Origin of the sequence: Hydrotalea sp. AMD, from assembly GCF_004100315.1 — a bacterium.
In the GTDB taxonomy this organism is placed as follows: domain Bacteria; phylum Bacteroidota; class Bacteroidia; order Chitinophagales; family Chitinophagaceae; genus Hydrotalea; species Hydrotalea flava.
On record NZ_SCKY01000008.1, the window covers coordinates 37493 to 58242 of the forward strand.

19 protein-coding genes are annotated in these 20750 nt (G+C 36.8%); 7 read left to right on the forward strand and 12 right to left on the reverse strand.

The annotated features are described in order from the left end of the window. The first annotated feature begins 83 nt into the window (after nt 1-83). Genes EO766_RS07455 through EO766_RS07465 form a run of 3 tightly spaced genes read left to right on the forward strand, consistent with a single transcriptional unit; the run spans nt 84 to nt 1777 of the window. The gene (locus EO766_RS07455; protein ID WP_218331255.1) at nt 84-719 is read left to right on the forward strand and encodes an SCO family protein; all 636 of its coding nucleotides are present in this window, start codon (nt 84-86) and stop codon (nt 717-719) included. 16 nt (nt 720-735) lie between these two features. Continuing rightward, on the forward strand, nt 736-1155 hold the full coding sequence (locus EO766_RS07460) for a Fur family transcriptional regulator (RefSeq protein WP_218331254.1): 420 nt from the start codon (nt 736-738) through the stop codon (nt 1153-1155). Between the two features lie 58 nt (nt 1156-1213). Continuing rightward, nucleotides 1214-1777, forward strand: coding sequence for a TlpA family protein disulfide reductase (locus tag EO766_RS07465; RefSeq protein WP_081301339.1), 564 nt, complete (start codon nt 1214-1216; stop codon nt 1775-1777). Between the two features lie 90 nt (nt 1778-1867). On the opposite strand, the gene pdxH is transcribed toward EO766_RS07465, so the two are convergent. The 5 genes from pdxH to EO766_RS07490 all read right to left on the reverse strand — a co-directional run bounded on the left by pdxH (nt 1868) and on the right by EO766_RS07490 (nt 9222). Next, entirely contained in the window at nt 1868-2512 is a 645-nt protein-coding gene (gene pdxH, locus EO766_RS07470) for a pyridoxamine 5'-phosphate oxidase (RefSeq protein WP_074420538.1), read from the reverse strand. An 87-nt stretch (nt 2513-2599) separates the two neighbouring features. Beyond that, the gene (locus EO766_RS07475; RefSeq protein WP_287100830.1) at nt 2600-5665 is read right to left on the reverse strand and encodes an efflux RND transporter permease subunit; all 3066 of its coding nucleotides are present in this window, start codon (nt 5663-5665) and stop codon (nt 2600-2602) included. 47 nt (nt 5666-5712) lie between these two features. Continuing rightward, nucleotides 5713-6771 carry an efflux RND transporter periplasmic adaptor subunit gene (locus tag EO766_RS07480; protein ID WP_074419621.1) on the reverse strand — a complete coding sequence of 353 codons (1059 nt, stop codon included), beginning with the start codon at nt 6769-6771 and terminating at the stop codon, nt 5713-5715. A gap of 180 nt (nt 6772-6951) precedes the next feature. Beyond that, nucleotides 6952-7926, reverse strand: coding sequence for a nitrilase family protein (locus EO766_RS07485; RefSeq protein WP_074420398.1), 975 nt, complete (start codon nt 7924-7926; stop codon nt 6952-6954). Nucleotides 7927-8244: 318 nt separating this feature from the next. Next, nucleotides 8245-9222, reverse strand: coding sequence for a c-type cytochrome (locus EO766_RS07490; protein WP_074419620.1), 978 nt, complete (start codon nt 9220-9222; stop codon nt 8245-8247). Nucleotides 9223-9465: 243 nt separating this feature from the next. Here EO766_RS07490 and recA point away from each other — a divergent pair, with 243 nt between their 5' ends. The 3 genes from recA to EO766_RS07505 all read left to right on the forward strand — a co-directional run bounded on the left by recA (nt 9466) and on the right by EO766_RS07505 (nt 11659). Then, nucleotides 9466-10491 carry a recombinase RecA gene (gene recA / locus EO766_RS07495; protein WP_074420397.1) on the forward strand — a complete coding sequence of 342 codons (1026 nt, stop codon included), beginning with the start codon at nt 9466-9468 and terminating at the stop codon, nt 10489-10491. 133 nt (nt 10492-10624) lie between these two features. After that, the gene (locus EO766_RS07500) at nt 10625-11092 is read left to right on the forward strand and encodes a methylglyoxal synthase (RefSeq protein WP_074419618.1); all 468 of its coding nucleotides are present in this window, start codon (nt 10625-10627) and stop codon (nt 11090-11092) included. 57 nt (nt 11093-11149) lie between these two features. Further along, nucleotides 11150-11659 (forward strand): GNAT family N-acetyltransferase, encoded by a 510-nt coding sequence (locus tag EO766_RS07505; protein WP_074419617.1) that lies wholly within the window; start codon nt 11150-11152, stop codon nt 11657-11659. A 93-nt stretch (nt 11660-11752) separates the two neighbouring features. Here EO766_RS07505 and leuB read toward each other — a convergent pair whose 3' ends face one another. The 5 genes from leuB to EO766_RS07530 all read right to left on the reverse strand — a co-directional run bounded on the left by leuB (nt 11753) and on the right by EO766_RS07530 (nt 18194). Further along, nucleotides 11753-12832: a 3-isopropylmalate dehydrogenase gene (gene leuB, locus EO766_RS07510; protein WP_218836751.1), complete on the reverse strand. Its 1080-nt coding sequence runs from the start codon at nt 12830-12832 to the stop codon at nt 11753-11755. A 15-nt stretch (nt 12833-12847) separates the two neighbouring features. After that, nucleotides 12848-14374 carry a hydroxymethylglutaryl-CoA lyase-like TIM-barrel protein gene (locus EO766_RS07515; RefSeq protein WP_074420396.1) on the reverse strand — a complete coding sequence of 509 codons (1527 nt, stop codon included), beginning with the start codon at nt 14372-14374 and terminating at the stop codon, nt 12848-12850. Nucleotides 14375-14429: 55 nt separating this feature from the next. Then, complete coding sequence (leuD, locus tag EO766_RS07520) at nt 14430-15026, reverse strand: 3-isopropylmalate dehydratase small subunit (protein WP_074420395.1); 597 nt, start codon at nt 15024-15026, stop codon at nt 14430-14432. 21 nt (nt 15027-15047) lie between these two features. After that, nucleotides 15048-16454, reverse strand: coding sequence for a 3-isopropylmalate dehydratase large subunit (gene leuC, locus EO766_RS07525; protein WP_074420394.1), 1407 nt, complete (start codon nt 16452-16454; stop codon nt 15048-15050). Between the two features lie 303 nt (nt 16455-16757). Then, the gene (locus tag EO766_RS07530; protein WP_074420567.1) at nt 16758-18194 is read right to left on the reverse strand and encodes an NADP-dependent isocitrate dehydrogenase; all 1437 of its coding nucleotides are present in this window, start codon (nt 18192-18194) and stop codon (nt 16758-16760) included. 86 nt (nt 18195-18280) lie between these two features. Here EO766_RS07530 and EO766_RS07535 point away from each other — a divergent pair, with 86 nt between their 5' ends. Beyond that, on the forward strand, nt 18281-19204 hold the full coding sequence (locus tag EO766_RS07535; RefSeq protein WP_074420568.1) for a LysR family transcriptional regulator: 924 nt from the start codon (nt 18281-18283) through the stop codon (nt 19202-19204). A gap of 49 nt (nt 19205-19253) precedes the next feature. On the opposite strand, the gene EO766_RS07540 is transcribed toward EO766_RS07535, so the two are convergent. Further along, nucleotides 19254-19622 (reverse strand): hypothetical protein, encoded by a 369-nt coding sequence (locus tag EO766_RS07540; protein WP_081299136.1) that lies wholly within the window; start codon nt 19620-19622, stop codon nt 19254-19256. Between the two features lie 101 nt (nt 19623-19723). After that, nucleotides 19724-20725 (reverse strand): Gfo/Idh/MocA family protein, encoded by a 1002-nt coding sequence (locus EO766_RS07545; protein WP_074421192.1) that lies wholly within the window; start codon nt 20723-20725, stop codon nt 19724-19726. Between the last annotated feature and the right edge of the window lie 25 nt (nt 20726-20750).

Below are 20750 nucleotides of genomic sequence, written 5' to 3' on the forward strand. Positions count from 1 at the left end.
ATTTAGAAATTGAATGATGGCACTATTACACAAAATACATTTATCTGAACGTTACCGTAAATTTGTAGTCTAAATTTGAGCAGATGAATAAGAAGGCTTTAGGTTATGGTTTGTTTTTTATTGCATTAATTGCTGTTTTCATGTTTGTTATTTCAAGAGTAACCGACATGTTTAAGCGAAGTACCTTAACGGAAAGAAGTACGGTGCAACCTTTCCGTTTTGCCAATCAGGATGGGAAAGATATTACCAATGCAGATGTTGCAGGCAAGGTATGTGTTGTTAATTATTTTTTTACCACTTGTAAAGGCATTTGCCCAAGAATGAACAACAATTTAAAATCCATTTATGAAACGTTTAAAGGACGACCAGATTTTATGATACTTTCACACACCTGCGATCCTGAAACAGATTCAGTGCCAAGAATGAGAAGGTATGCAGACTCAATGCAGGTAAATACCCAACAATGGGAATTTTTAACGGGAAGAAAAGACAGTTTGTATAAAATGGCACGCTACAGTTATGGCATTGATGATCCTAAAAATGCTGTAAACGACATAAAAGATGATTTTATTCATACCCAATTTGTAGCACTGGTAGATAAAAACGGCATTGTACGCGGCCAGGTGTATGATACGCTGAAAAAAGATGAATTAGATAAATTAAAACACGATATTGAGGAATTATTAAAAGAACAACCCGATAATAACAAGGCGAAATAAAATACCTATTTGCAATATGCCCAATGCAATCAATTCAATATTAAAAAAAAACAGTTTAAGTATTACCCCCAGCAGACTGGCTATTTTGCAACTGTTTCATCAATCGAACGGTGCACTAACCCATGCTGCAATTGAAGAAAAAACCGGCGATCAGTTTGATAGGGTAACTATTTACCGTACATTGCAGATTTTTGTTGAGAAAGGTTTAATTCACACCATTCCCAGTCCGGATAATTCCATTTTATATGCATTGTGTAAAGATGATTGTTCCGAAGGGCATCACCATGATAACCACATTCATTTTATCTGCGACAAATGCGGCACCACATATTGCCTGGACCATATTACATCGCCGGCCATTGTATTGCCCAAAGGTTTTCAAACCAATCAAACCGATGTACTCATTAAAGGTTTGTGTGCACATTGTAATCAGTAAACATATCAAAAAAAATAAATAAAATAAAAAAATTTTTTAAATTTAAAACTATAGATTCATGTCAATAAAACAAATAATAACCAAATTTTTAATACTTGTATTTGTTACAAGTTTTATCACATTTACAGGCTGTAAAAATAGTGGGAATAATGAAAATATGCAGGCTCCAGGTAGCAACTCAGTTCCGTCGCCTCCACCACCTGCTGTTAACAGCAATGCCAGTGCATTACCAATATTCAATATAAAAAATGCAGCCGGAAATGTAATCAACATCAAAGATGCATTCAAAGGAAAAAAAGTTTTAGTAAATCTTTGGGCCACCTGGTGCCCGCCCTGCCGTGCCGAAATGCCTTCTTTACAAACTTTATACAGCAGCACCGACAGCAGTAAAGTGGCTTTTGTATTTCTTTCAATGGATGATGATTTTAGCAAAGCCATCCAGTTTATGAAAGATAAAAGATATACCATGCCCGTGTATTATCCTGCGCAGGAACTTCCTGCTTTATTTAATGTAGAGGGGATTCCTACCACTTTTATTTTTGATGCAGATGGGAAAATTATTCACCAGCAAACCGGTATGGGCGATTATAACAGTCCGGAAATAAAACAATTACTTCAATAAAATAAAACTTTCGGAATAATTGTGCAATTAAATGGTACTCAATTATAAAAAACCAAAGCATAGCCAACAGAAACAGTAAACCCATTACCGTTATGGTGCCAGTCGAACTTTTTTCCAGCTGCCACCGGGTTGTAAAGTATACTGAATTCTGTCGTGTAGCCTACTGCTTCTACCCTGCCAAAATTCAATGGCAGTAGGCTTTACCACATATCCACCCCAGTGCTGAGGGCGTGGAATAGCAGTTTCTTTAAATTTATTTTCAAACAACAATACCTCATTTTCTAAAATTGACCGATTGGCTATAACAGCACTTTGAGGCGATGCCCAGGCACCAATACGGCTGCCCACAGGCCTTTGTTGAAAATAGACATCACTTTCTGACGCAGGAACTTTTTCTACCAAACCCTGTATACGCACCTGTCGCTCTAATTCTTTCCAAAAAAATACCAATGCAGCATGTGGATTTTCTTCTAACTCCCTGCCTTTATAGCTATTGTAATTGGTGTAGAAAACAAAGCCTTTTTCACTATAATCTTTCAACAATACAATACGAGCCGAAGGTAACCCTGTTTTTGAAGCAGTAGCTAACGTCATGGCATTGACTTCATCAATTTCACTTTCTATAGCCTGGTTCCACCAAGCTTCAAACTGAGTAAACGGATTATCAGCACAATCTGATTCGTCAAAAGATTGCAACTTATAATCTTTCCGGATATTCGCAATATCTAAACGCATTTTTTTGTACAAAATTAATGGTAAGTATACAATACATGTACTGATTTTCATCAGTTCATACAAATTGACAAATTAAAAGCACCTGCCTTATTCAATAATCTCAAACTCTTTACGCTTGTGTTTTCCGGAAATATATGTGTATACAGCAGGAATAACAAACAGGGTAAGAATTAGTGAAAACAAAATACCGCCTACCACAACAATACCTAAGGGAATACGACTGGTTGAAGCTGCCCCTAAACTCAGTGCAATAGGCAAAGCGCCTAATGAAGTAGCCAGACTCGTCATTAAAATAGGCCTTAAGCGTTGAGTAGCAGCCTGCACAACTGCTGCTTCTTTTTCTAACCCATTGCCTCTTTTTTGATTGGCAAATTCTACAATCAAAATACCATTTTTAGTAACAAGGCCAATCAACATAATCATACCAATCTCAGAAAATATATTGAGTGTTTGGTGAAAAAGAAACAAACTAAGCAAAGCACCTGCCAGCGCCAGTGGTACAGTTAACATAATGGTAAACGGATCCAGAAAACTTTCGAACTGAGCCGACAATACCAAATAAATCAGTATTAATGCTAAGATAAAAGCAAACAGAATGTTAGAAGAACTTTCTGCATAATCCCGGGACGGGCCATTCAGCGCCGTGTGATAAGTTTCATCTAACAACTGATTTGAAATTGCCTGCATGGCATTAATACCATCACCAATGGTTTTACCTTCAGCCAATGAAGCAGAAATAGTAGCCGACTTATAGCGATTGAAGTGATATAACGTAGCCGGGTTACTGTTTTCTTCTAAATGAACTACCGCATCCAAAGGAATAATTTCGCCTGTTTTAGAACGAAGAAATACATTTTTAATATCATCAGGATTATTCCTTCCTGACCGATTAATCTGTGCAATTACCTGATACTGATAACCATTCATGATAAAATAAGCCAATCGTCCACCACTGAATGCAGCCTGAATGGCACCAACCACATCGGCAGTACTTAAGCCCAGGTCTTTTACTTTCATCCTATCAACTGTAAGTTGTACTTCCGGTTTATTGAACTTGATATTAACATCTGCATTGGCAAAAGTTTTATCCTTCCGAACCTCTTCTAAAAATTTAGGGATTATATTTTTCAGTTTATTCAAATCCTGATTTTGCAAAATAAATTGAATAGGCAAAGAACCTCTTGAACCCAAACCAACAGAAATAGTTTGCTCCTGAATAGCAAAAATGCGGGCATCATTAAACTGGCCTAATTTTTTTTGGAGTTCATTAGCTATATCTGCCTGGCTACGGGTTCTTAATGTAGGATCAATTAAGCCCAAACGTGGCTGTGATGTGTTGCTTCCCGGACCGGCAGGTGTTCTGGCAAAAACAAAATCTCTTTCTGGTATAGAGTCATACAAATAATTGGCAAACTTATCTACAAAGTTTACCATATAATTATAACTGGTGCCTTCCGGTGCAGTTACCACAAAGCGTATACTGCTGCGGTCTTCAACTGGTGCCAGTTCTGTTTGCAGGTTTTTAATTAAAAAACCAATTAATACCAAACATATACCAACAATAACCCAGGCCATCCATCTTATTTTCATGAAGCCTTGCAATGTACGTTGGTATAAAGCCTCCATTCCGGTAAAAAAAGGTTCTGTTTTTTTATAAAACCAACCTTCATGCGCATTTTTGGTATTTAAATACACATTCAGAACGGGTGTAATAGTTAAGGAAACAAAAGCAGAAATTAAAACCGCAGCAGCCAGCGTTACCCCAAACTCTCTAAACAGGCGGCCCACAAATCCTTCTAAGAAAATAACCGGCAGAAATACTACAGCCAACGTAATGGAAGTAGATATTACTGCAAAGAAAATTTCTTTACTGCCTTCTAAAGCAGCCTTTCTTATCGGCATGCCTTCCTCTAACTTCCGAAAGATATTTTCTGTTACTACAATACCATCATCCACCACCAAACCCGTTGCCAGTACAATACTTAACAGGGTTAGAATATTGATGGAAAAGCCGGCAATATACATTACAAAGAAAGTTCCGATTAATGAAATGGGAATATCGATTAACGGTCGCAATGCAATTAGCCAGTTTCTGAAAAAGAAGAAAATAACCAATACCACCAAGGCAAAAGAAATGAGTAATGTTTCTTTTACCTCGGCCAAACTTTTTCGGATATTGATGGTATTATCTATTAATACATGAAACTGAATATCAGATTTGTTGGAAGATTCTATTTGTTTAAGACGGCGATAAAACTCATTCGCAATTTCAATATTATTGGCGCCGGGTTGTGGAATAATAGCTAACCCTACTGCATTGACGCCATTGTACTTCCAGGATTGCTCTATATTTTCAGGCCCTAATTCAACTTTTGCTACATCGTTCAGCCGAACAATACCTGTTGAATCTTCTTTTATAATTAAATCTCGAAATTGTTGTTCATTGGTTAAACGCCCCATGGTTCTTATCACCATTTCGGTATTATTCCCATAAATTTTTCCGGGGGGCAATTCTATATTTTCAGTTTGTAGTGCATTGCCAATATCAGTAAATGCTATATTATGTGCCAACATTTTAGCCGGATTCAGCCATAGTCGCATCGCATATCTTTTCTGTCCGAATATATTAATGGAACTTACATCTTTAATGGTTTGCAATTGCTGTTGCAAAACTGTTTCGGCATAATCACTTAGTTCTAATAAGCTTTTAGTGCGGCTTTGTACGGCCAATATTAAAATAAAATCGCTGTTGGCATCGGCTTTTGAAACTGTTGGTGGTGCATCTATATCTTGCGGAAGTCCCCGTTGTGCCTGCCCTACCTTATCGCGTACATCACTGGCAGCAGCTTCTAAATCGGTACCCAAATTAAATTCAACGGTAATTTGGCTGCTGCCCAAACTACTGGAAGAAGAAATAGATCGAATACCGGGAATGCCATTAATCTGTTTTTCGAGTGGTTCTGTTATCTGGCTCTCAATAATATCGGCATTAGCACCGGTATAGTTGGTGGAAACGGTAATAATCGGAGGATCGATTGCCGGATAATCGCGAACAGCCAAAAAAGTATACCCCACTATTCCGAATAAAATAATAATGAGGTTCATCACAGTAGCTAATACCGGACGTTTTAACGATAAAACAGATATATTCATGTATCGGTGTATCTATAAGTTGAACAATAGCAGAAATCCGGGTAGCATTAATTACTAAAATCAGTCAGTTGTTTAATGCTTCTCACCTGAACTGCATTTTGCGGACGGGCAAATAAAACGCCTGTTACCACAACAGAATCGCCAGGCTGAATACCTTTTGTAATTTCAATAGCATCGGCTTGCCGTAAACCTGTTTCTACATTTACAAAAAAAGCTTTTCCATGCTTCACTAATACTGCCTGTTTATTTTTATCATCGGGTATCAGTGCATTGGTAGGTACTAAAATGGCTTTTTTATCCTGATTAGTAGCTACCAGTACTTTTACAAAAGCGCCGGGATTAACCCCTCCTTCTTCCAATACAGCTCTTACCTTAATGTTACGGGTAGCTGTATTAATTTGTGGTTCAGCGGCAATAATAGTGGCTTTTTGTATCGGTTTAACAGCGGCATCGCTTTGCACCATAACGGTATTGCCTTTGCGAATATAACGGGCATACTCTTCCGGCAGGGTAAAATCTATTTTAACCTGATTCAATTGTTGCAAAGTGGCAATGGTATTGGCAGGTGTTAAATATGCACCCAGACTTACCTGTCGCAATCCCATTACACCATCAAATGGAGCTTTGATTACAGTTTTATCAATCAGCGCCCGGGTATACGCCATATCTGCCCGTATGCTTTGTACCTGGTTTAGTGATGCATCATAATCGCTTTGATTAATGCCATTAATGGCGAGTAATTTTTTATTGCGAGCCTCTGTTATTTCTGCCAACTGCAACAATACTTTCGATTTAGCCAATTGTGCCTGTAAATCGGCATCATTCATAGTAGCAATAACAGTGCCTTTGGTAACATATTTACCTTCGGGCACATTCAAATAGGTTAATCGGCCACTTACTTCGGGTTTTAGTTCAACATATTCATTAGCAACAACAGTTCCATTGGCTTCAATTTGCGAAACAATACTTTGCGGCCTTGCAATTAATACATCTACAACCGGTATAACCGATGGTGGTGTTTGGGCAGCATTGTTTTCTCTTTTGCTATGGCATCCATATATAAAAATAGCAAGTGATACAATTACTACAAGAATGGGTTTTATCATTGAAGCAGTGGGTTAAAGTTTGGTTGCTAATATAGCCAAAAATAAAAGGTGGGAACGTAAATCAGGGATGAATGGATGAAACCATTGAATCTTAGATTCAAAAGAGGGTATTTGAAAATGCGAAGTAGTGCTATAAAGGGGTTAATTCTATTCAACTGTACATTGGATACCCTATTATAGTTATTTGCGGTATATTTTATTTTTTTCATTAGTGTTTAGCCATACAACTGTCTGTTCCGATTTGTGATTTTGCCCAATAATGTCCTTATACAATTCTGGTCTCCTTGCATTAATATAACGATGCCCACCAGCTTGAATAAGTTTTTCTGGCGTGATAGTGGATGTTACCAGACTGTCTTCAAAAGTGCAACACTCTGCAAGAATATCTCCGAAAGGGTCAATTATCATAGAATATCCATTTTTTAATTGGTCATCGTCCATTCCTACTGGATTTGAAAAAACGACATATACCCCGTTATCATATGCTCTTGCGGGCAACCATTTCATTAACCAATCTCGTCCTTTCATTCCGTCAAATTCTAATCGTAATGATGTTGGATCAGCTTCTCTGTTTTTCCAAAGTTTTGGGTCAACAAATCCCGAACCAGGTCGTGTGGAAGGGGTACACATAGTAACATGCGGCATAAAAATGATATTAGCTCCTAAAAGTGTTGTAGCTCTTACGTTCTCTATTACATTATTATCATAACAAATCAGGATTCCACATTTCCATCCATGAATTTCAAAAATGCAATAAGCTTTTCCTTCAGTTAAATAAGGGTTAATGAAAGGGTGCAGTTTTCTATATTTTGCAACCATACCATTTTTATCAACACAAACATAGGCATTAAATAAATTATCATTTTTGTCTTTCTCAAACAAACCTGCTAATATAATTATATCAAATTTATTTGCAATTTTTTTCAATTTTAAAATACTTTGACCTTCAGGGATGAACTCAGCTAAATCAAGCATTTGCTTTTTTGTAAGTTGTCGTGCAAATGTATATCCAGTAATAGAACATTCATGAAATGCAATTACATTAGAACCTTCTTGAGATGCCTTTTCCGATAGTTTTTCAATAATTGAAAGATTGTAATTCTTATCACCACTTTTGTTCTCAAATTGAGCAGTAGATATTTTAAATTTTTTCATTTATAACATTTTTTAAAAAATTATCATGTTAAAAAAATCTGTATCGATCTAATTATGCGTTGCTATACCATAAAAATCATCAAAAGTTATTGTAGTTTTTATAAAGTTCATATTCAGTATTTCCGTTGTAAGTACCTGATTTACAATTCAAATTAAAAAATTTTGTCAGAATTATAGAGAGATCTGCCACAATTATAAGTTAAACTCGGCGACAGTTAACATTTTTTGTATTCATCTTTAACAGACAAATTATGATACAACGGCTATTCAATTAAAACCCCGGAAGCTCTGTCCCCCCAATAAATATATTTTTTTTCACTATTTATTTTGAATAACATTCAATTCAAAATGCTGCACTTTGTTTTTGATAGGTGGTAAGGATTTTAAGTAAACATAAATCGCTATCAAATCGCTGGTATCCATTCCACCATACATAGACCAGGGCATAATTGTATTTACTTTATTTGGTGTCATATTTTCCAAATTAGCGATATTACTATAGGTTTTAAACCGGGCAATAAAACTTTCTTTAGACCAGTTACCAATACCTGTTTCTGCATCCGGCGTAATATTGGCAGAAATTACGTTTCCGTTGGGCATTTTAAAGACTCGTCCGCCTGCAAAAGTCAATTCCATCCTCAAATTTCCTTTATCGTTTTGTGTATGGCATTCCATACAAGCGGCAATACTCACCAAATAATGCCCGTAAGCAAGTGTGTCTGATTTAGCAGGTTTTTTAAGTGGTACTGCTTTTTGAGGCAGTGTATTTAAAATAAAATTCATGGGGAAGTTGATGGAACGGGGTTGAATATCATTTTCAATAGGATGCAGCGTTCTAATGTAGGCAATGATATCAAACACGTCTTCTTTATCCATCTTTCCAAAATAAGTGTAGGGCATTACCGGGAAAATGGCATTCCCATTTTTATCAACACCCGTAGTCATCACCCTGTAAATTTCGCCATCGGTCCAGTTTTTTAAATTAACAGGTGTAATATTTTTGGAATAAAATTTACCCGGGAAACCAGATTCTTCTCCAAAATATTCGCCCCCTTTTCCTTCTGTGCCGGGAGTCAATGGCCCGGTATACTTCTTCCAATTGCGGGTAGAATGGCAATCCATACACACCGTAACATGATTGGCCAAATAGGCGCCATGTTGTACCCTTTCAGGTGTAATTTCTACTGTTATTATAGGTGCATTGCCCACATTTGGAAAAAAAAATTTAAGGTAAACCAATAATCCTACTATCAGCAATAGCAAAAACAACCCTACCCGAAGCAATATTTTTTTCATGTTCAGCAGATTTAATTAAATACAAACGGATACAGGGTATGGGATTTTGCAGAATAGCCTATGAAGTTACTTAAACTATTACGAAAAATATGACATGGTTTTCATTAGTGCAAGAAAAGCCAAAAAAATTTTGAAATAAGTTTTAAGTAATTTTTTTAGCAAAATTTGCTAAATTTATTAGTGTGTGTAATTTTATTTCTTTAACTTCGTGGTATCATTAATTTTGAAAGAAAATAACCAGTTATGAGTAATGCAGATAAATTGAAAGCGCTGAAGCTAACCATGGATAAGATTGATAAAGACTATGGCAAAGGTAGTGTAATGATGATGAATGAAAAACCCGAAAGATTGAATGAAGTGGTTTCTACCGGTTCCATTGGATTAGATATTGCGCTGGGAATTGGTGGTTTACCCAAAGGAAGAGTGATTGAAATTTATGGCCCGGAATCATCAGGTAAAACAACCATTGCCACACACGTTATTGCTGAAGCACAGAAAAAAGGAGGTATTTGCGCCATTATAGATGCGGAACACGCTTTTGATAGTGTATATGCGCAGAAATTAGGGGTAGATGTAGATAATCTTTTAATTTCTCAACCCGATTATGGCGAACAGGCTTTAGAAATTGCAGACCGATTAATCCTATCCGGAGCCTTAGACGTAGTAGTCATTGACTCTGTTGCTGCATTGGTGCCGAAAAGCGAATTGGAAGGTGAAATGGGCGATAGCAAAATGGGCTTGCAAGCCCGTTTAATGAGCCAGGCTTTGCGAAAATTAACAGCAACAATCAGTAAAACCAATACCATTTGTATTTTTATTAATCAGCTCCGCGAAAAAATTGGGGTAATGTTCGGCAATCCGGAAACAACCACAGGCGGTAACGCCTTGAAATTTTATTCTTCCGTTCGTTTAGATATTCGCAGAATTTCTCAAATAAAAGATGGAGACGAAGCCATTGGCAACCGTGTAAAAGTAAAAGTGGTGAAAAATAAAGTGGCACCACCTTTCCGTTCTGCCGAATTCGATATCATTTTTGGACAGGGTATTAGTAAAATTGGGGAAATTATTGATATGGGTGTTGAATTAGGTATTGTGCAAAAAAGCGGTAGCTGGTTTAGTTATGATAGTAATAAATTAGGTCAGGGTCGTGATGCCGTTAAACAATTGCTGCTCGATAATCCTGATTTGGCCAATGAAATTGAAGCTAAAATTAGAGCTAAAATATTAGAAGCAGCAACTCCGGCTGAACCCATTCCGGCAAAATCATAAATAAGTATTTTTGGATTTAACAGGTTAGTAAGTGTAAAGTCATCTCTCTTCTGGGGGATGGCTTTTTTTATAACCAATACCCAAAGTTTATGCGCAAATTGTATCTTCAAAGCTCCAAATAAAAACAAACAATATGGCCGAGTTTAGATTATTGACAAAAAGAAAAAGAATTGCATTGGTAGCACATGATAATAAGAAAGCAGATTTAATGGCGTGGGCTGAATACAATAAAACAGTATTGGCCAAACACGAGTTAATTGCAACCGGTACCACCGGTAAATTAATAGAAACAGCCTTAGATCGGCCTGTAAAAAAATTATTAAGTGGCCCTTTAGGCGGTGATCAGCAAATTGGCAGTATGATTGCAACCGGCGAAATTGATATCATGATTTTTTTTTGGGATCCTATGGAAGCGCAACCACATGACAGTGATGTAAAAGCTTTGTTACGACTTTGTGTAGCCTGGAACATACCCATGGCATGCGATCGTTCAACAGCAGATTTCATTATGACATCGCCTTTTATGCATGAACCATATGAACTTACACTACCGGATTATACGAATTATTTAACTAGAAAAATAGAAACATCGGAAAATTAATTTTTAATTCCTTTCGCTTCTAATACATGCATTTTAAAATTATTAAATACACATGTCATGTTACCGGTAACATTAAAAATTTGGCACAAAACAGATGCTGCTGCATTAGCTGTGATTGCCAATAACAGAAATATATTTAATCAGGTAAGAGATTCTTTTCCACAACCCTATACTGTTACCGATGCATTAAAATGGATTGAAATACATGGTTCAAAAAATCCTTATCAGAATTATGCAATTTGGGTAGATGATCAATTAGTAGGAAGTATCGGTTTTGTGCCACAGGAACATGAGCGCGGGCATGTTGTTGAAATTGGCTATTTTATTGGAGAACCTTTTTGGGGTAAGGGCATAGCAACAGCAGCAATAGAAAAGCTTTTGCAACTGCTTGAACAAAACAAAACATATTTAAGAATAGAGGCATGTGTATTTTCCAAAAACACAGCATCAATGAAAGTGCTGCAAAAAAATAAATTTTACTTAGAAGGCATACAACACAAGGCAGCCATTAAAAACAACGTTATGTTAGACATTTATATATGGGTAAAGTTTTTACAACCAAAATAAACAAGTTGCATCAACATTCAGTTTTTAAAAATGTATGCTCATTCATCTGTTTACTTTGCTATAGAATACTTTTCATTTTACAATTTGAAATAATTAAGCATTAAGCTGTTGCAGCACTATATCTCCCATTTGCTGAGTACCCAAAATTTTATCAGCAACTGTTGTTGCATCAGCAATATCACGGGTTCTAAAACCAGCTTTCAATACCGCATCAACAGCCTTTATAATTGTATTTGCTTCTTCTTTCAATCCAAAAGAAATATCTAACATTAATGCCACAGAAAGGATGGAAGCTAACGGATTGGCAACGCCTTTACCGGTAATATCGTGTGCAGAACCATGAATAGGTTCATAAACCCCGGTACCATCGCCAATGGAAGCAGAGGCCAGCATACCCATTGAACCGGCAATTTGTGAAGCTTCATCGGTTAATATATCGCCAAACAAATTTGCGGTTACAACCACATCAAATTGTTTAGGATCTTTAATCAGCAACATAGCTGTAGCATCTACAAACTGATGTTCTACAGTTACATCAGGATAATCTAATGCTACCTGTTGTACTACTTCACGCCACAAACGGCTGGTTTCAATAACATTGGCTTTATCAACCGAACATAATTTTTTACGCCGTGTTCTTGCAGCCTCAAATGCTTTCCGGGCAATACGTTCAATTTCATAACGGCTGTATTCGGCTACATCGTAAGCAGTATCGCCATTATTTTTTCTTCCCTTTTCGCCAAAATAAATATCGCCAGTTAGCTCTCTAAAAAATAAAATATCGGCACCTCTTAAAATTTCAGGTTTAATGCTGGAGGCGTATAGTAATTCATCAAACAATTTAATGGGGCGAATATTGGCATATAAACCAAGCTCTTTACGCATTTTCAATAAACCCTGCTCCGGACGCACTTTTGCTGTTGGATCGTTATCATATTTAGGATGACCCACAGCACCAAACAAAACCGCGTCAGACGCTTTCATTTTAACTAATGATTCCTCCGGCAAGGGGGTACCGGTAGCCTCTATAGCCACATGCCCAATTAAAGCAGTATCGTAGGTAAATTGATGAGAAAATTTGGTTGCAATAGTATCTAATACTTTTTTTCCTACTGTGGTTACTTCCTGTCCAATACCATCGCCGGGAACTATTAAAATTTTTTTTTGCACCATAATTATTTACTTGCTTTAAATCTGGTTTAACATTTTTTGGGTGGCTTTTATAGCAGATACTGTTTGATCGCTATCCAATCCTCTGGTTTTAAATTCGCGGTTCTGATAGCACCAGGTTATAATGGTTTCACATAAAGCATCTGATTTTCCGCCGGGGGGAATACGCACTGCATAATCAGTTAATTGCGGCAGTTCCTTTTTCTTTAATGCATAAATGTTTTTTAATGCATTCATAAAAGCATCATATTGCCCATCTCCCTGTGCATGTTCTTCAAATATTTCCCCTTCCATATTTATTTTCAGGGTAACCGATGGGCGCAGATTTTTTGAATGTGTTAAAACATAATTTTCAATATGTACTTTTTCTTCAATAGAATTACTGTCTAATACATCTGAAAGAATGTAAGGAAGATCAGATTGTGTAACCACTTCTTTTTTGTCACCCAGTTCAATAATACGCTGGGTTATTTTTTTCAAATCTTCATCCGATAACTGAATCCCTAATTGTTGTAAGTTGTTTTCAATATTTGCCTTACCGCTGGTTTTACCCAATGCATATTTTCTCTGACGTCCAAAGCGTTCGGGCATTAAATCGTTAAAATATAAATTGTTTTTTTTGTCGCCATCGGCATGTATTCCGGCAGTTTGTGTAAATACATTTTCGCCAACCACAGGTTTGTTAACCGGAATTCTGAAACCCGAAAATGTTTCAACCAATTTGCTTACGGTATACAACGATTTTTCAGCTACAGAAGTTTTTACATCTTTTACATAATCATTCAAAACAGCAATTGCACTGGCTAAAGGTGCATTACCTGCCCGCTCGCCCATCCCATTTACTGTTAAATGTACGCCTTTGGCGCCGGCATTCACTGCTTCTAATACATTGGCTATGCTTAAATCATAATCGTTATGGGCATGAAAATCGAAATGTATATCAGGATAGCGCTGAACAATTGAAGAAATGTATTCTTTAGTTTCAGAAGGAATTAAAACACCGAGTGTATCGGGCAATAAAATTCTTTTGATTGGTTGTGTTGCCAGAAAGTCAAGATATTCAAAAACATAATCTTTAGAATGGCGCATCCCGTTACTCCAGTCTTCTAAATACACATTACAATCAATTTTATGCTGTTGCGCCAATGCAATTACTTCACCAACTTCTTTAAAATGTTGTTGGGGTGTTTTCTTTAACTGATGGGTTAAATGATTCAGCGAACCTTTGGTAAGCAGGTTCATCACTTTAGCCCCGGCTTCCATCATCCACTCAATTGAAGTAGTGCCATCCACAAAAGTGAGTACTTCAATTTTATCGAGATAGCCATTATCACTTGCCCATTGTGTAATTTTTTTTACTGCCTGAAATTCACCCTCTGATACACGTGCAGAGGCAATTTCAATTCTATCTACTTTTACTTCGGTTAATAATAATTGTGCGATCGTTAATTTTTCTGAAGCAGAAAAAGATACACTACTGGTTTGTTCACCATCCCGCAGGGTAGTATCCATTATTTCAATGTGCCGCAGTTTATTTTCATGCATACGATACCTATCCTTTCCGGTTGTAAACTATTCGCATACAACCCATTATTGTCAATTAATAAAAACTTTTTTCAGTAAATGCCTGAATTGTCGGTTTAATGGATTGCAGATAATCTATATCATCAAACCCATTTAGCATATTATATTTTTTATATGTATTAATATCGAAAGCAGCTATTTCACCGGTTGCTGCAATAGTGAATGTTTGAGCCGGCAGATCAACGATAAACTGAGCTTTAGGATCTGTTTCAATTGACTTGAAAATTTTTTCTAAAAATTCGGGACTTACCTGAACGGGAAGAATACCAATATTCAATGCATTGTTCTTAAAAATATCTGCAAAAAAACTGGATACCACACAACGAAAACCGTAATCGTAAATGGCCCAGGCAGCATGTTCGCGGCTACTACCACTACCGAAATTTTTTCCACCCACTAAAATTTTACCGGAGTATAAGGGATTATTTAGCACGAATTCTTTTTTAGGCGTATTATCAGCATTATAACGCCAGTCGCGAAACAGATTATCGCCAAAGCCGGTTCTTTCGGTTGCTTTTAAAAAGCGTGCAGGAATAATTTGATCGGTATCAATGTTCTCCATGGGCATGGGAACAGCTGTACTTTTTAAAACGGTAAATTTATCGTAAGCCATAAATTGATTATTTGTAAACGATTATTGCATTAAAGTTCTTGGATCGGTAACTACACCTGTAACAGCAGCGGCGGCCGCTACCAATGGGCTGGCCAATAAAGTTCTGCTACCGGGCCCTTGCCGGCCTTCAAAATTTCTATTGCTGGTACTAACAGCATATTTACCTGCAGGAATTTTATCATCATTCATTGCCAAACAGGCTGAGCAACCGGGCTGACGTAATTGAAAACCTGCTTCCGTTAAAATATCTAAAATACCTTCTTCTTTAATTTGTTGTTCAACTATATGCGAACCAGGTACTAACCAGGCAGTAATGTTATCAGCTTTTTTACGGCCTTTTACTAATGAGGCAAATGCACGAAAATCTTCAATACGCCCATTGGTACAACTTCCCAGAAACACATAATCTACTTTCTTACCAAGTATGGGTTCATTTTCCTGAAAGCCCATATACTCTAACGATTTTTTGTAAGAGTTTTCACTGCCGCCAATTTCGGCAGCAGCAGGTATTTTTTTAGATATCCCGGTACCTAAACCGGGGTTGGTGCCATAAGTAATTTGCGGTTCAATATCAGCAGCATTAAAATTCAGTTCTTTATCGAATGTTGCATCCTTATCTGTTTTTAAAGTTTTCCAATAAGCCAAAGCCGAATCCCATGCAGCACCTTTGGGCGATTTTTCTCTTCCTTTTAAATACGCAAATGTGGTATCGTCAGGTGCAATCATACCGCCACGTGCCCCCATTTCAATAGACATATTACAAACGGTCATTCTGCCTTCCATACTCATGTTTTCAAACACTTCGCCGGCATATTCTACAAAATAACCGGTGGCACCACTGGCAGTAATTTGAGAGATGATATATAAAGCAACATCTTTAGGCAACACGCCTTTTCCTAATTTTCCATACACATTGATGTGCATTTTTTTAGGTTTGGGTTGCATAATACATTGCGATGAAAGCACCATTTCTACCTCAGAAGTACCTATACCAAAAGCAATGCAACCAAAAGCACCATGGGTAGAGGTATGTGAATCGCCACACACTATCGTCATTCCGGGTAACGTTATGCCATTTTCCGGACCAACAACATGCACAATACCATTTTTAGGATTGCCCAAACCCCAATGTGAGATACCATATTTGGCAGCATTATCTTCCAAAGCTTTCAACTGATTGGCAGAAAGTGGATCCTGCACCGGCATATGTTGGTTAATGGTAGGTGTATTATGATCAGCAGTGGCAAATGTTTTTTCAGGAAACATAACAGAAAGCCCTCTGTTTTTTAAACCTAAAAAGGCAACAGGACTGGTTACTTCATGTATAAAGTGACGATCAATAAACAGAACATCAGGGCCATCATCTATATGTTGAACAACGTGTGCATCCCAAACTTTATCGAACAAGGTAGTAGGTGTAGTGCTCATGGAATTTAATTTTAAATACAAATCAAGCAATTAAAAACAAGAACGCAAAATTCGACAATTTTTAGCGATTTGGCTGGTTTTTTTAAAAATTTATTTAAATATTGACATTTTTATTAAATACTAACGAATGTTTGTGTAATTATATTGGAAATTAAATTTATAATTAAGCTTTCTGCACAATACAGAACTGTTTAAAAAATACCAATTCAGCAAAATAAAAAATATCTGTAAGCAAAAAAGTTGCTTAATTAAAAGCAACTTGAATCCAGAACTAAAAAAATATTGTAAGTAAATTCCCAAAACCTATTCACCCTGCCCCAATGAAAAACCCCTTATCCCATTGAAAGTGTACAGATTTTCCATTTTAATAAAATCAATTCCCTGCTCTGCTGCAGCTTGTAGTAATTGAAGAATGTCTGATTTTTGAACAGACTGACTGGCTTTAGCATAAAAACGGCAACGCCAGTGGTCGGTACAAAACGTTTCATCAAAACCATTGGGCCAAACTTTTGTACCTCTATTAGTAATCATGATCAATTCTAATGCAGCTGAATTCAGTTTTTGCAAGCGTATGGCAAGGTCATTAGGCTCAATATCAGGAAAATCAACAAATGCATCAATACCTACCAATATTTTTTGAGCAGGCAATTTTCGCTGATAGGGAGGAATTTTTAACGTAATACCCTTTGCGTAGGAAACAGATGGAAGCAGTTTTGGTTTTTTTCCAAGCCTTTCAATAACAGCATTGGCAAATTCGGCAGTACCTGTCTTTTGAGTACTGAATCCTGCCTTATAAATGTCAAATGTATGTATTCCTTCTTCAATGGTAGCAAGCCATGCGTTTTGTATTTTTTCTGCTACCTCATTCTGACCAATATGGTTTAACATTAAAATGGCACCCTGAATTAACCCGGATGGGTTGGCTATATTCTTACCGGCAATATCCGGTGCAGAGCCATGAATGGCTTCAAACATGGCGCAGGTAGCACCTATATTGGCAGAGCCTGCCAAACCTACTGAGCCTGCTATTTCAGCAGCCACATCCGATAAAATATCGCCATATAAATTGGGCATTACAACTACATCAAACAATTCAGGGCTATTGGCCAATTTTGCTGCACCAATATCAACAATCAAATGTTGATTTTCAATATCAGCGTATTCCTGTGCAATTTCATTAAATACCCGATGAAACAACCCATCTGTTTGTTTCATAATATTATCTTTTGTAAAGCAGGTAACCTTTTTTCTGCCGTATTGTTTAGCATATTCAAAAGCATATCGGATAATTTGTTCACAGCCGGGTCTGGAAATTAATTTCAGGCATTGGACCACTTCATCTGTTTGCTGATGCTCAATACCTCCATACAAATCTTCTTCATTTTCACGAATAATTACCAAATCCATTTCCGGATGTTTTGTGCTAACATAGGGAAACATGCTTTTACATGGACGCACATTTGCATACAGGCCTAATGTTTTTCGGATACTAACATTCAAACTTTTGTAACCGCCACCCTGTGGGGTTGTAATGGGCGCTTTCAATAAAATTTTATTGTTTCTGATGCTTTGCCATGCCTGCTGATCAATTCCAGAGCTGTTTCCCGCCAAATATACTTTTTCACCAATCTTTATTTCTTCAATTTCTAATTGTGCACCGGCTGCCATCATAATTTTTAACGTGGCATCCATAATTTCGGGGCCGATGCCATCGCCTTTTGCTACTGTTATTTTTTTCATATCTGTTTCATTTAACGGCGCAAAAGTATTGGTAGCTTTTCATTGTGTTTTATTTATCTTTATAATGAAATACATAAATAATGTTTATGAATTACACTTTACATCAACTCATGGTGTTTTCAATTATTGCAAAAACAAAGAGTATAACAAAAGCTGCTGAAGAATTAAATTTAACCCAGCCGGCAGTTTCCATTCAATTAAAAAATTTTCAGGATCAGTTTGAATTACCCTTAACTGAAATTATTGGCAGGAAATTATTTGTGACTGATTTTGGAAAAGAAATTGCAGCAGCAGCCAATAATATTTTAGAAGAAGTGTATGCCATTAATTACAAAACACTTTCATATAAAGGCTTGTTGAGTGGCAAACTTAAAATTGCCGTTGTATCTACCGGCATTTATGTAATGCCTTATTTTTTAGATGGATTTATGCAACAGCATCCTGAAATTGAACTTTCATTAGATGTTACCAACAAAGCCAAAGTATTGGAAAGTTTAGAAAATAATGCCATTGACTTTGCAATGGTTTCTGTATTGCCGGAAAATATGGCCATTGAAAACATCCAATTACTTCAAAACAAATTATACCTTGTAAACAATACTGCACAAAACTTCAAACAAAAAAAACACAATATATCTATATTGGAAAAAATGCCCCTCATTTTCAGAGAACAAGGCAGCGGTACCCGTTTAACCATGGAATTATTTTTTGAAAAACAACAACTAAAAGTGAAACAAAAATTAGAGCTAACATCGAATGAAGCAGTAAAGCAGGCAGTTTTAGCAGGATTAGGCAGTTCTATTATGCCATTAATTGGTATAAAAAATGAGTTATTGAATGGAAGTCTTCAAATTGTTCCACTACAACATTTCCCAATTATTACAAACTGGCAGTTAATTTGGCTGAAAGGAAAAAAACATTCCGCAATTGGAAAAGCATTGTTAAGCTATATTGCCCGTGAAAAAGATCAGATTATTGAAAAATATTTCAATTGGTATGAACAATATTAATCACTACTTCATCTTTCTTTTGTAAACAGATGAAGCAGTGAAAATTAGATTAATTTTTTTTAATGTACGTTTTATTGCCATTTGAATTGATATAATAATGGCCGCCACGTTTCCCTTCATAAATGGTTCTTCCTTTATCATCTTTACCAATTACTTTGTCGTTACCGGCTGCTGCGGTTGACGGTGCAGGTTTTGAATAACTTTTAGCCGGCTTAGCCATAAGCTTTGCTGGTGTGTTAGTAGCAGGTGCTGCTGCAGTTTGTTGTTTTGCTGCAGCTGTAGCTGTTTTTGTTTTTTTAGTAGTAGCTTCTTTTTTTGCTTCTATGGTTTTTTTGGCAACAGTTTGCGCAGTTGTTGCTGTAGGTACAGCCATTAGGGTTGCTATAACCATTAACAGACCCATCATTAATTTTTTCATACAAGATTTTTTGGTGAAACAATAATTGTTTACAAATTATCAATTAAAAAAGACATTTCGAATTATTTCACCAACAATTTTTTATGGTTACTACTTTGTTACTAATAAGCGTCTTCCGGATAGCGTATGCCTGCTGTTTTGCGAATGGCATCAAGCGTTTCCATCAATAACAAAGTGTCAGCATGTGCCATAACCGGGCTCTCTGTTAAACCCTTCTGCAGGCATTGGTTTACATGCCGTGCTTCGTATTGATACCCGAAACCGGATTCTTTTGGCACCAGAATTTCAGTTGTTTCACGAATAGTGAAATGATAGTATTGAATGGTTGCCGAAGGCTCATAAAATCTGGATGTTAAACGAATACTACCGGCGGTTCCTGCAATTTCTGCCTCGGTAGGTAATGTTGTTACAAATGAAGAGAACAATTGTGCCATTGCACCATTGGGATAGGTAAACAAAACTGCACATTGCTCATCTACACCCGTTGCAGCATGAGGCACCATTACAGCCTGAATTTGCTGAGGCTTACCCAATATACTTAATGCCATAAAAACATTATAAATACCAATATCCATTAGGGTTCCACCACCTAGTTCAGGGTCGAACAAACGAGGCGAAACGGGAGCCTGTGGTTTAAACCCAAAGTTGATTAAGACCGATTGTAGTACACCTAATTTCCCTTCCTGAATCATCTGGATGAGTTGTTGATAATGCGGAAGAAATTTGGTCCATAAGGCTTCCATTAAAAATACTTTTTGTTTTCTTGCAAAATTTATCATTTCCGTGGCCTGCAAAGTATTAATGGCAAATGGCTTTTCACATAAAACTGCTTTACCGTGTGCAATACACAACATGGTATGTTCATAATGGAAACTATGGGGCGTAGCAATATAAATTACATCTACCGATTCATCTTGTACCAATGCTGTATAATTATCATAAGCTTTTGATGCCTGATGCGTAACAGCAAATGCAGCGGCTGCATCATAAGATCGTGCTGCAACTGCGTACAATACTGCATCATCTACTAATTTTAAATCGCTTGCAAACTTTGCGGCAATTTTTCCGCAACCAATAATTCCCCATCGAATTGTTTTTTTCATGTTTTTATTTTTTCCCATTAAATGT

Bases quoted from the DNA above. Each gene is read 5' to 3' on its own strand.
- leuB (WP_218836751.1), bottom strand. From the start codon at position 12,832: ATGGTGCAAAAAAAAATTTTAATAGTTCCCGGCGATGGTATTGGACAG.
- EO766_RS07530 (WP_074420567.1), bottom strand. From the start codon at position 18,194: ATGAAAAAAATAACAGTAGCAAAAGGCGATGGCATCGGCCCCGAAATT.
- EO766_RS07455 (WP_218331255.1), top strand. From the start codon at position 84: ATGAATAAGAAGGCTTTAGGTTATGGTTTGTTTTTTATTGCATTAATT.
- EO766_RS07475 (WP_287100830.1), bottom strand. From the start codon at position 5,665: ATGAATATATCTGTTTTATCGTTAAAACGTCCGGTATTAGCTACTGTG.
- leuD (WP_074420395.1), bottom strand. From the start codon at position 15,026: ATGGCTTACGATAAATTTACCGTTTTAAAAAGTACAGCTGTTCCCATG.
- pdxH (WP_074420538.1), bottom strand. From the start codon at position 2,512: ATGCGTTTAGATATTGCGAATATCCGGAAAGATTATAAGTTGCAATCT.
- EO766_RS07490 (WP_074419620.1), bottom strand. From the start codon at position 9,222: ATGAAAAAAATATTGCTTCGGGTAGGGTTGTTTTTGCTATTGCTGATA.
- EO766_RS07465 (WP_081301339.1), top strand. From the start codon at position 1,214: ATGTCAATAAAACAAATAATAACCAAATTTTTAATACTTGTATTTGTT.
- EO766_RS07480 (WP_074419621.1), bottom strand. From the start codon at position 6,771: ATGATAAAACCCATTCTTGTAGTAATTGTATCACTTGCTATTTTTATA.
- EO766_RS07500 (WP_074419618.1), top strand. From the start codon at position 10,625: ATGGCCGAGTTTAGATTATTGACAAAAAGAAAAAGAATTGCATTGGTA.
- leuC (WP_074420394.1), bottom strand. From the start codon at position 16,454: ATGAGCACTACACCTACTACCTTGTTCGATAAAGTTTGGGATGCACAC.
- EO766_RS07535 (WP_074420568.1), top strand. From the start codon at position 18,281: ATGAATTACACTTTACATCAACTCATGGTGTTTTCAATTATTGCAAAA.
- EO766_RS07485 (WP_074420398.1), bottom strand. From the start codon at position 7,926: ATGAAAAAATTTAAAATATCTACTGCTCAATTTGAGAACAAAAGTGGT.
- EO766_RS07505 (WP_074419617.1), top strand. From the start codon at position 11,150: ATGTTACCGGTAACATTAAAAATTTGGCACAAAACAGATGCTGCTGCA.
- EO766_RS07515 (WP_074420396.1), bottom strand. From the start codon at position 14,374: ATGCATGAAAATAAACTGCGGCACATTGAAATAATGGATACTACCCTG.
- EO766_RS07540 (WP_081299136.1), bottom strand. From the start codon at position 19,622: ATGAAAAAATTAATGATGGGTCTGTTAATGGTTATAGCAACCCTAATG.
- EO766_RS07545 (WP_074421192.1), bottom strand. From the start codon at position 20,725: ATGAAAAAAACAATTCGATGGGGAATTATTGGTTGCGGAAAAATTGCC.
- EO766_RS07460 (WP_218331254.1), top strand. From the start codon at position 736: ATGCCCAATGCAATCAATTCAATATTAAAAAAAAACAGTTTAAGTATT.
- recA (WP_074420397.1), top strand. From the start codon at position 9,466: ATGAGTAATGCAGATAAATTGAAAGCGCTGAAGCTAACCATGGATAAG.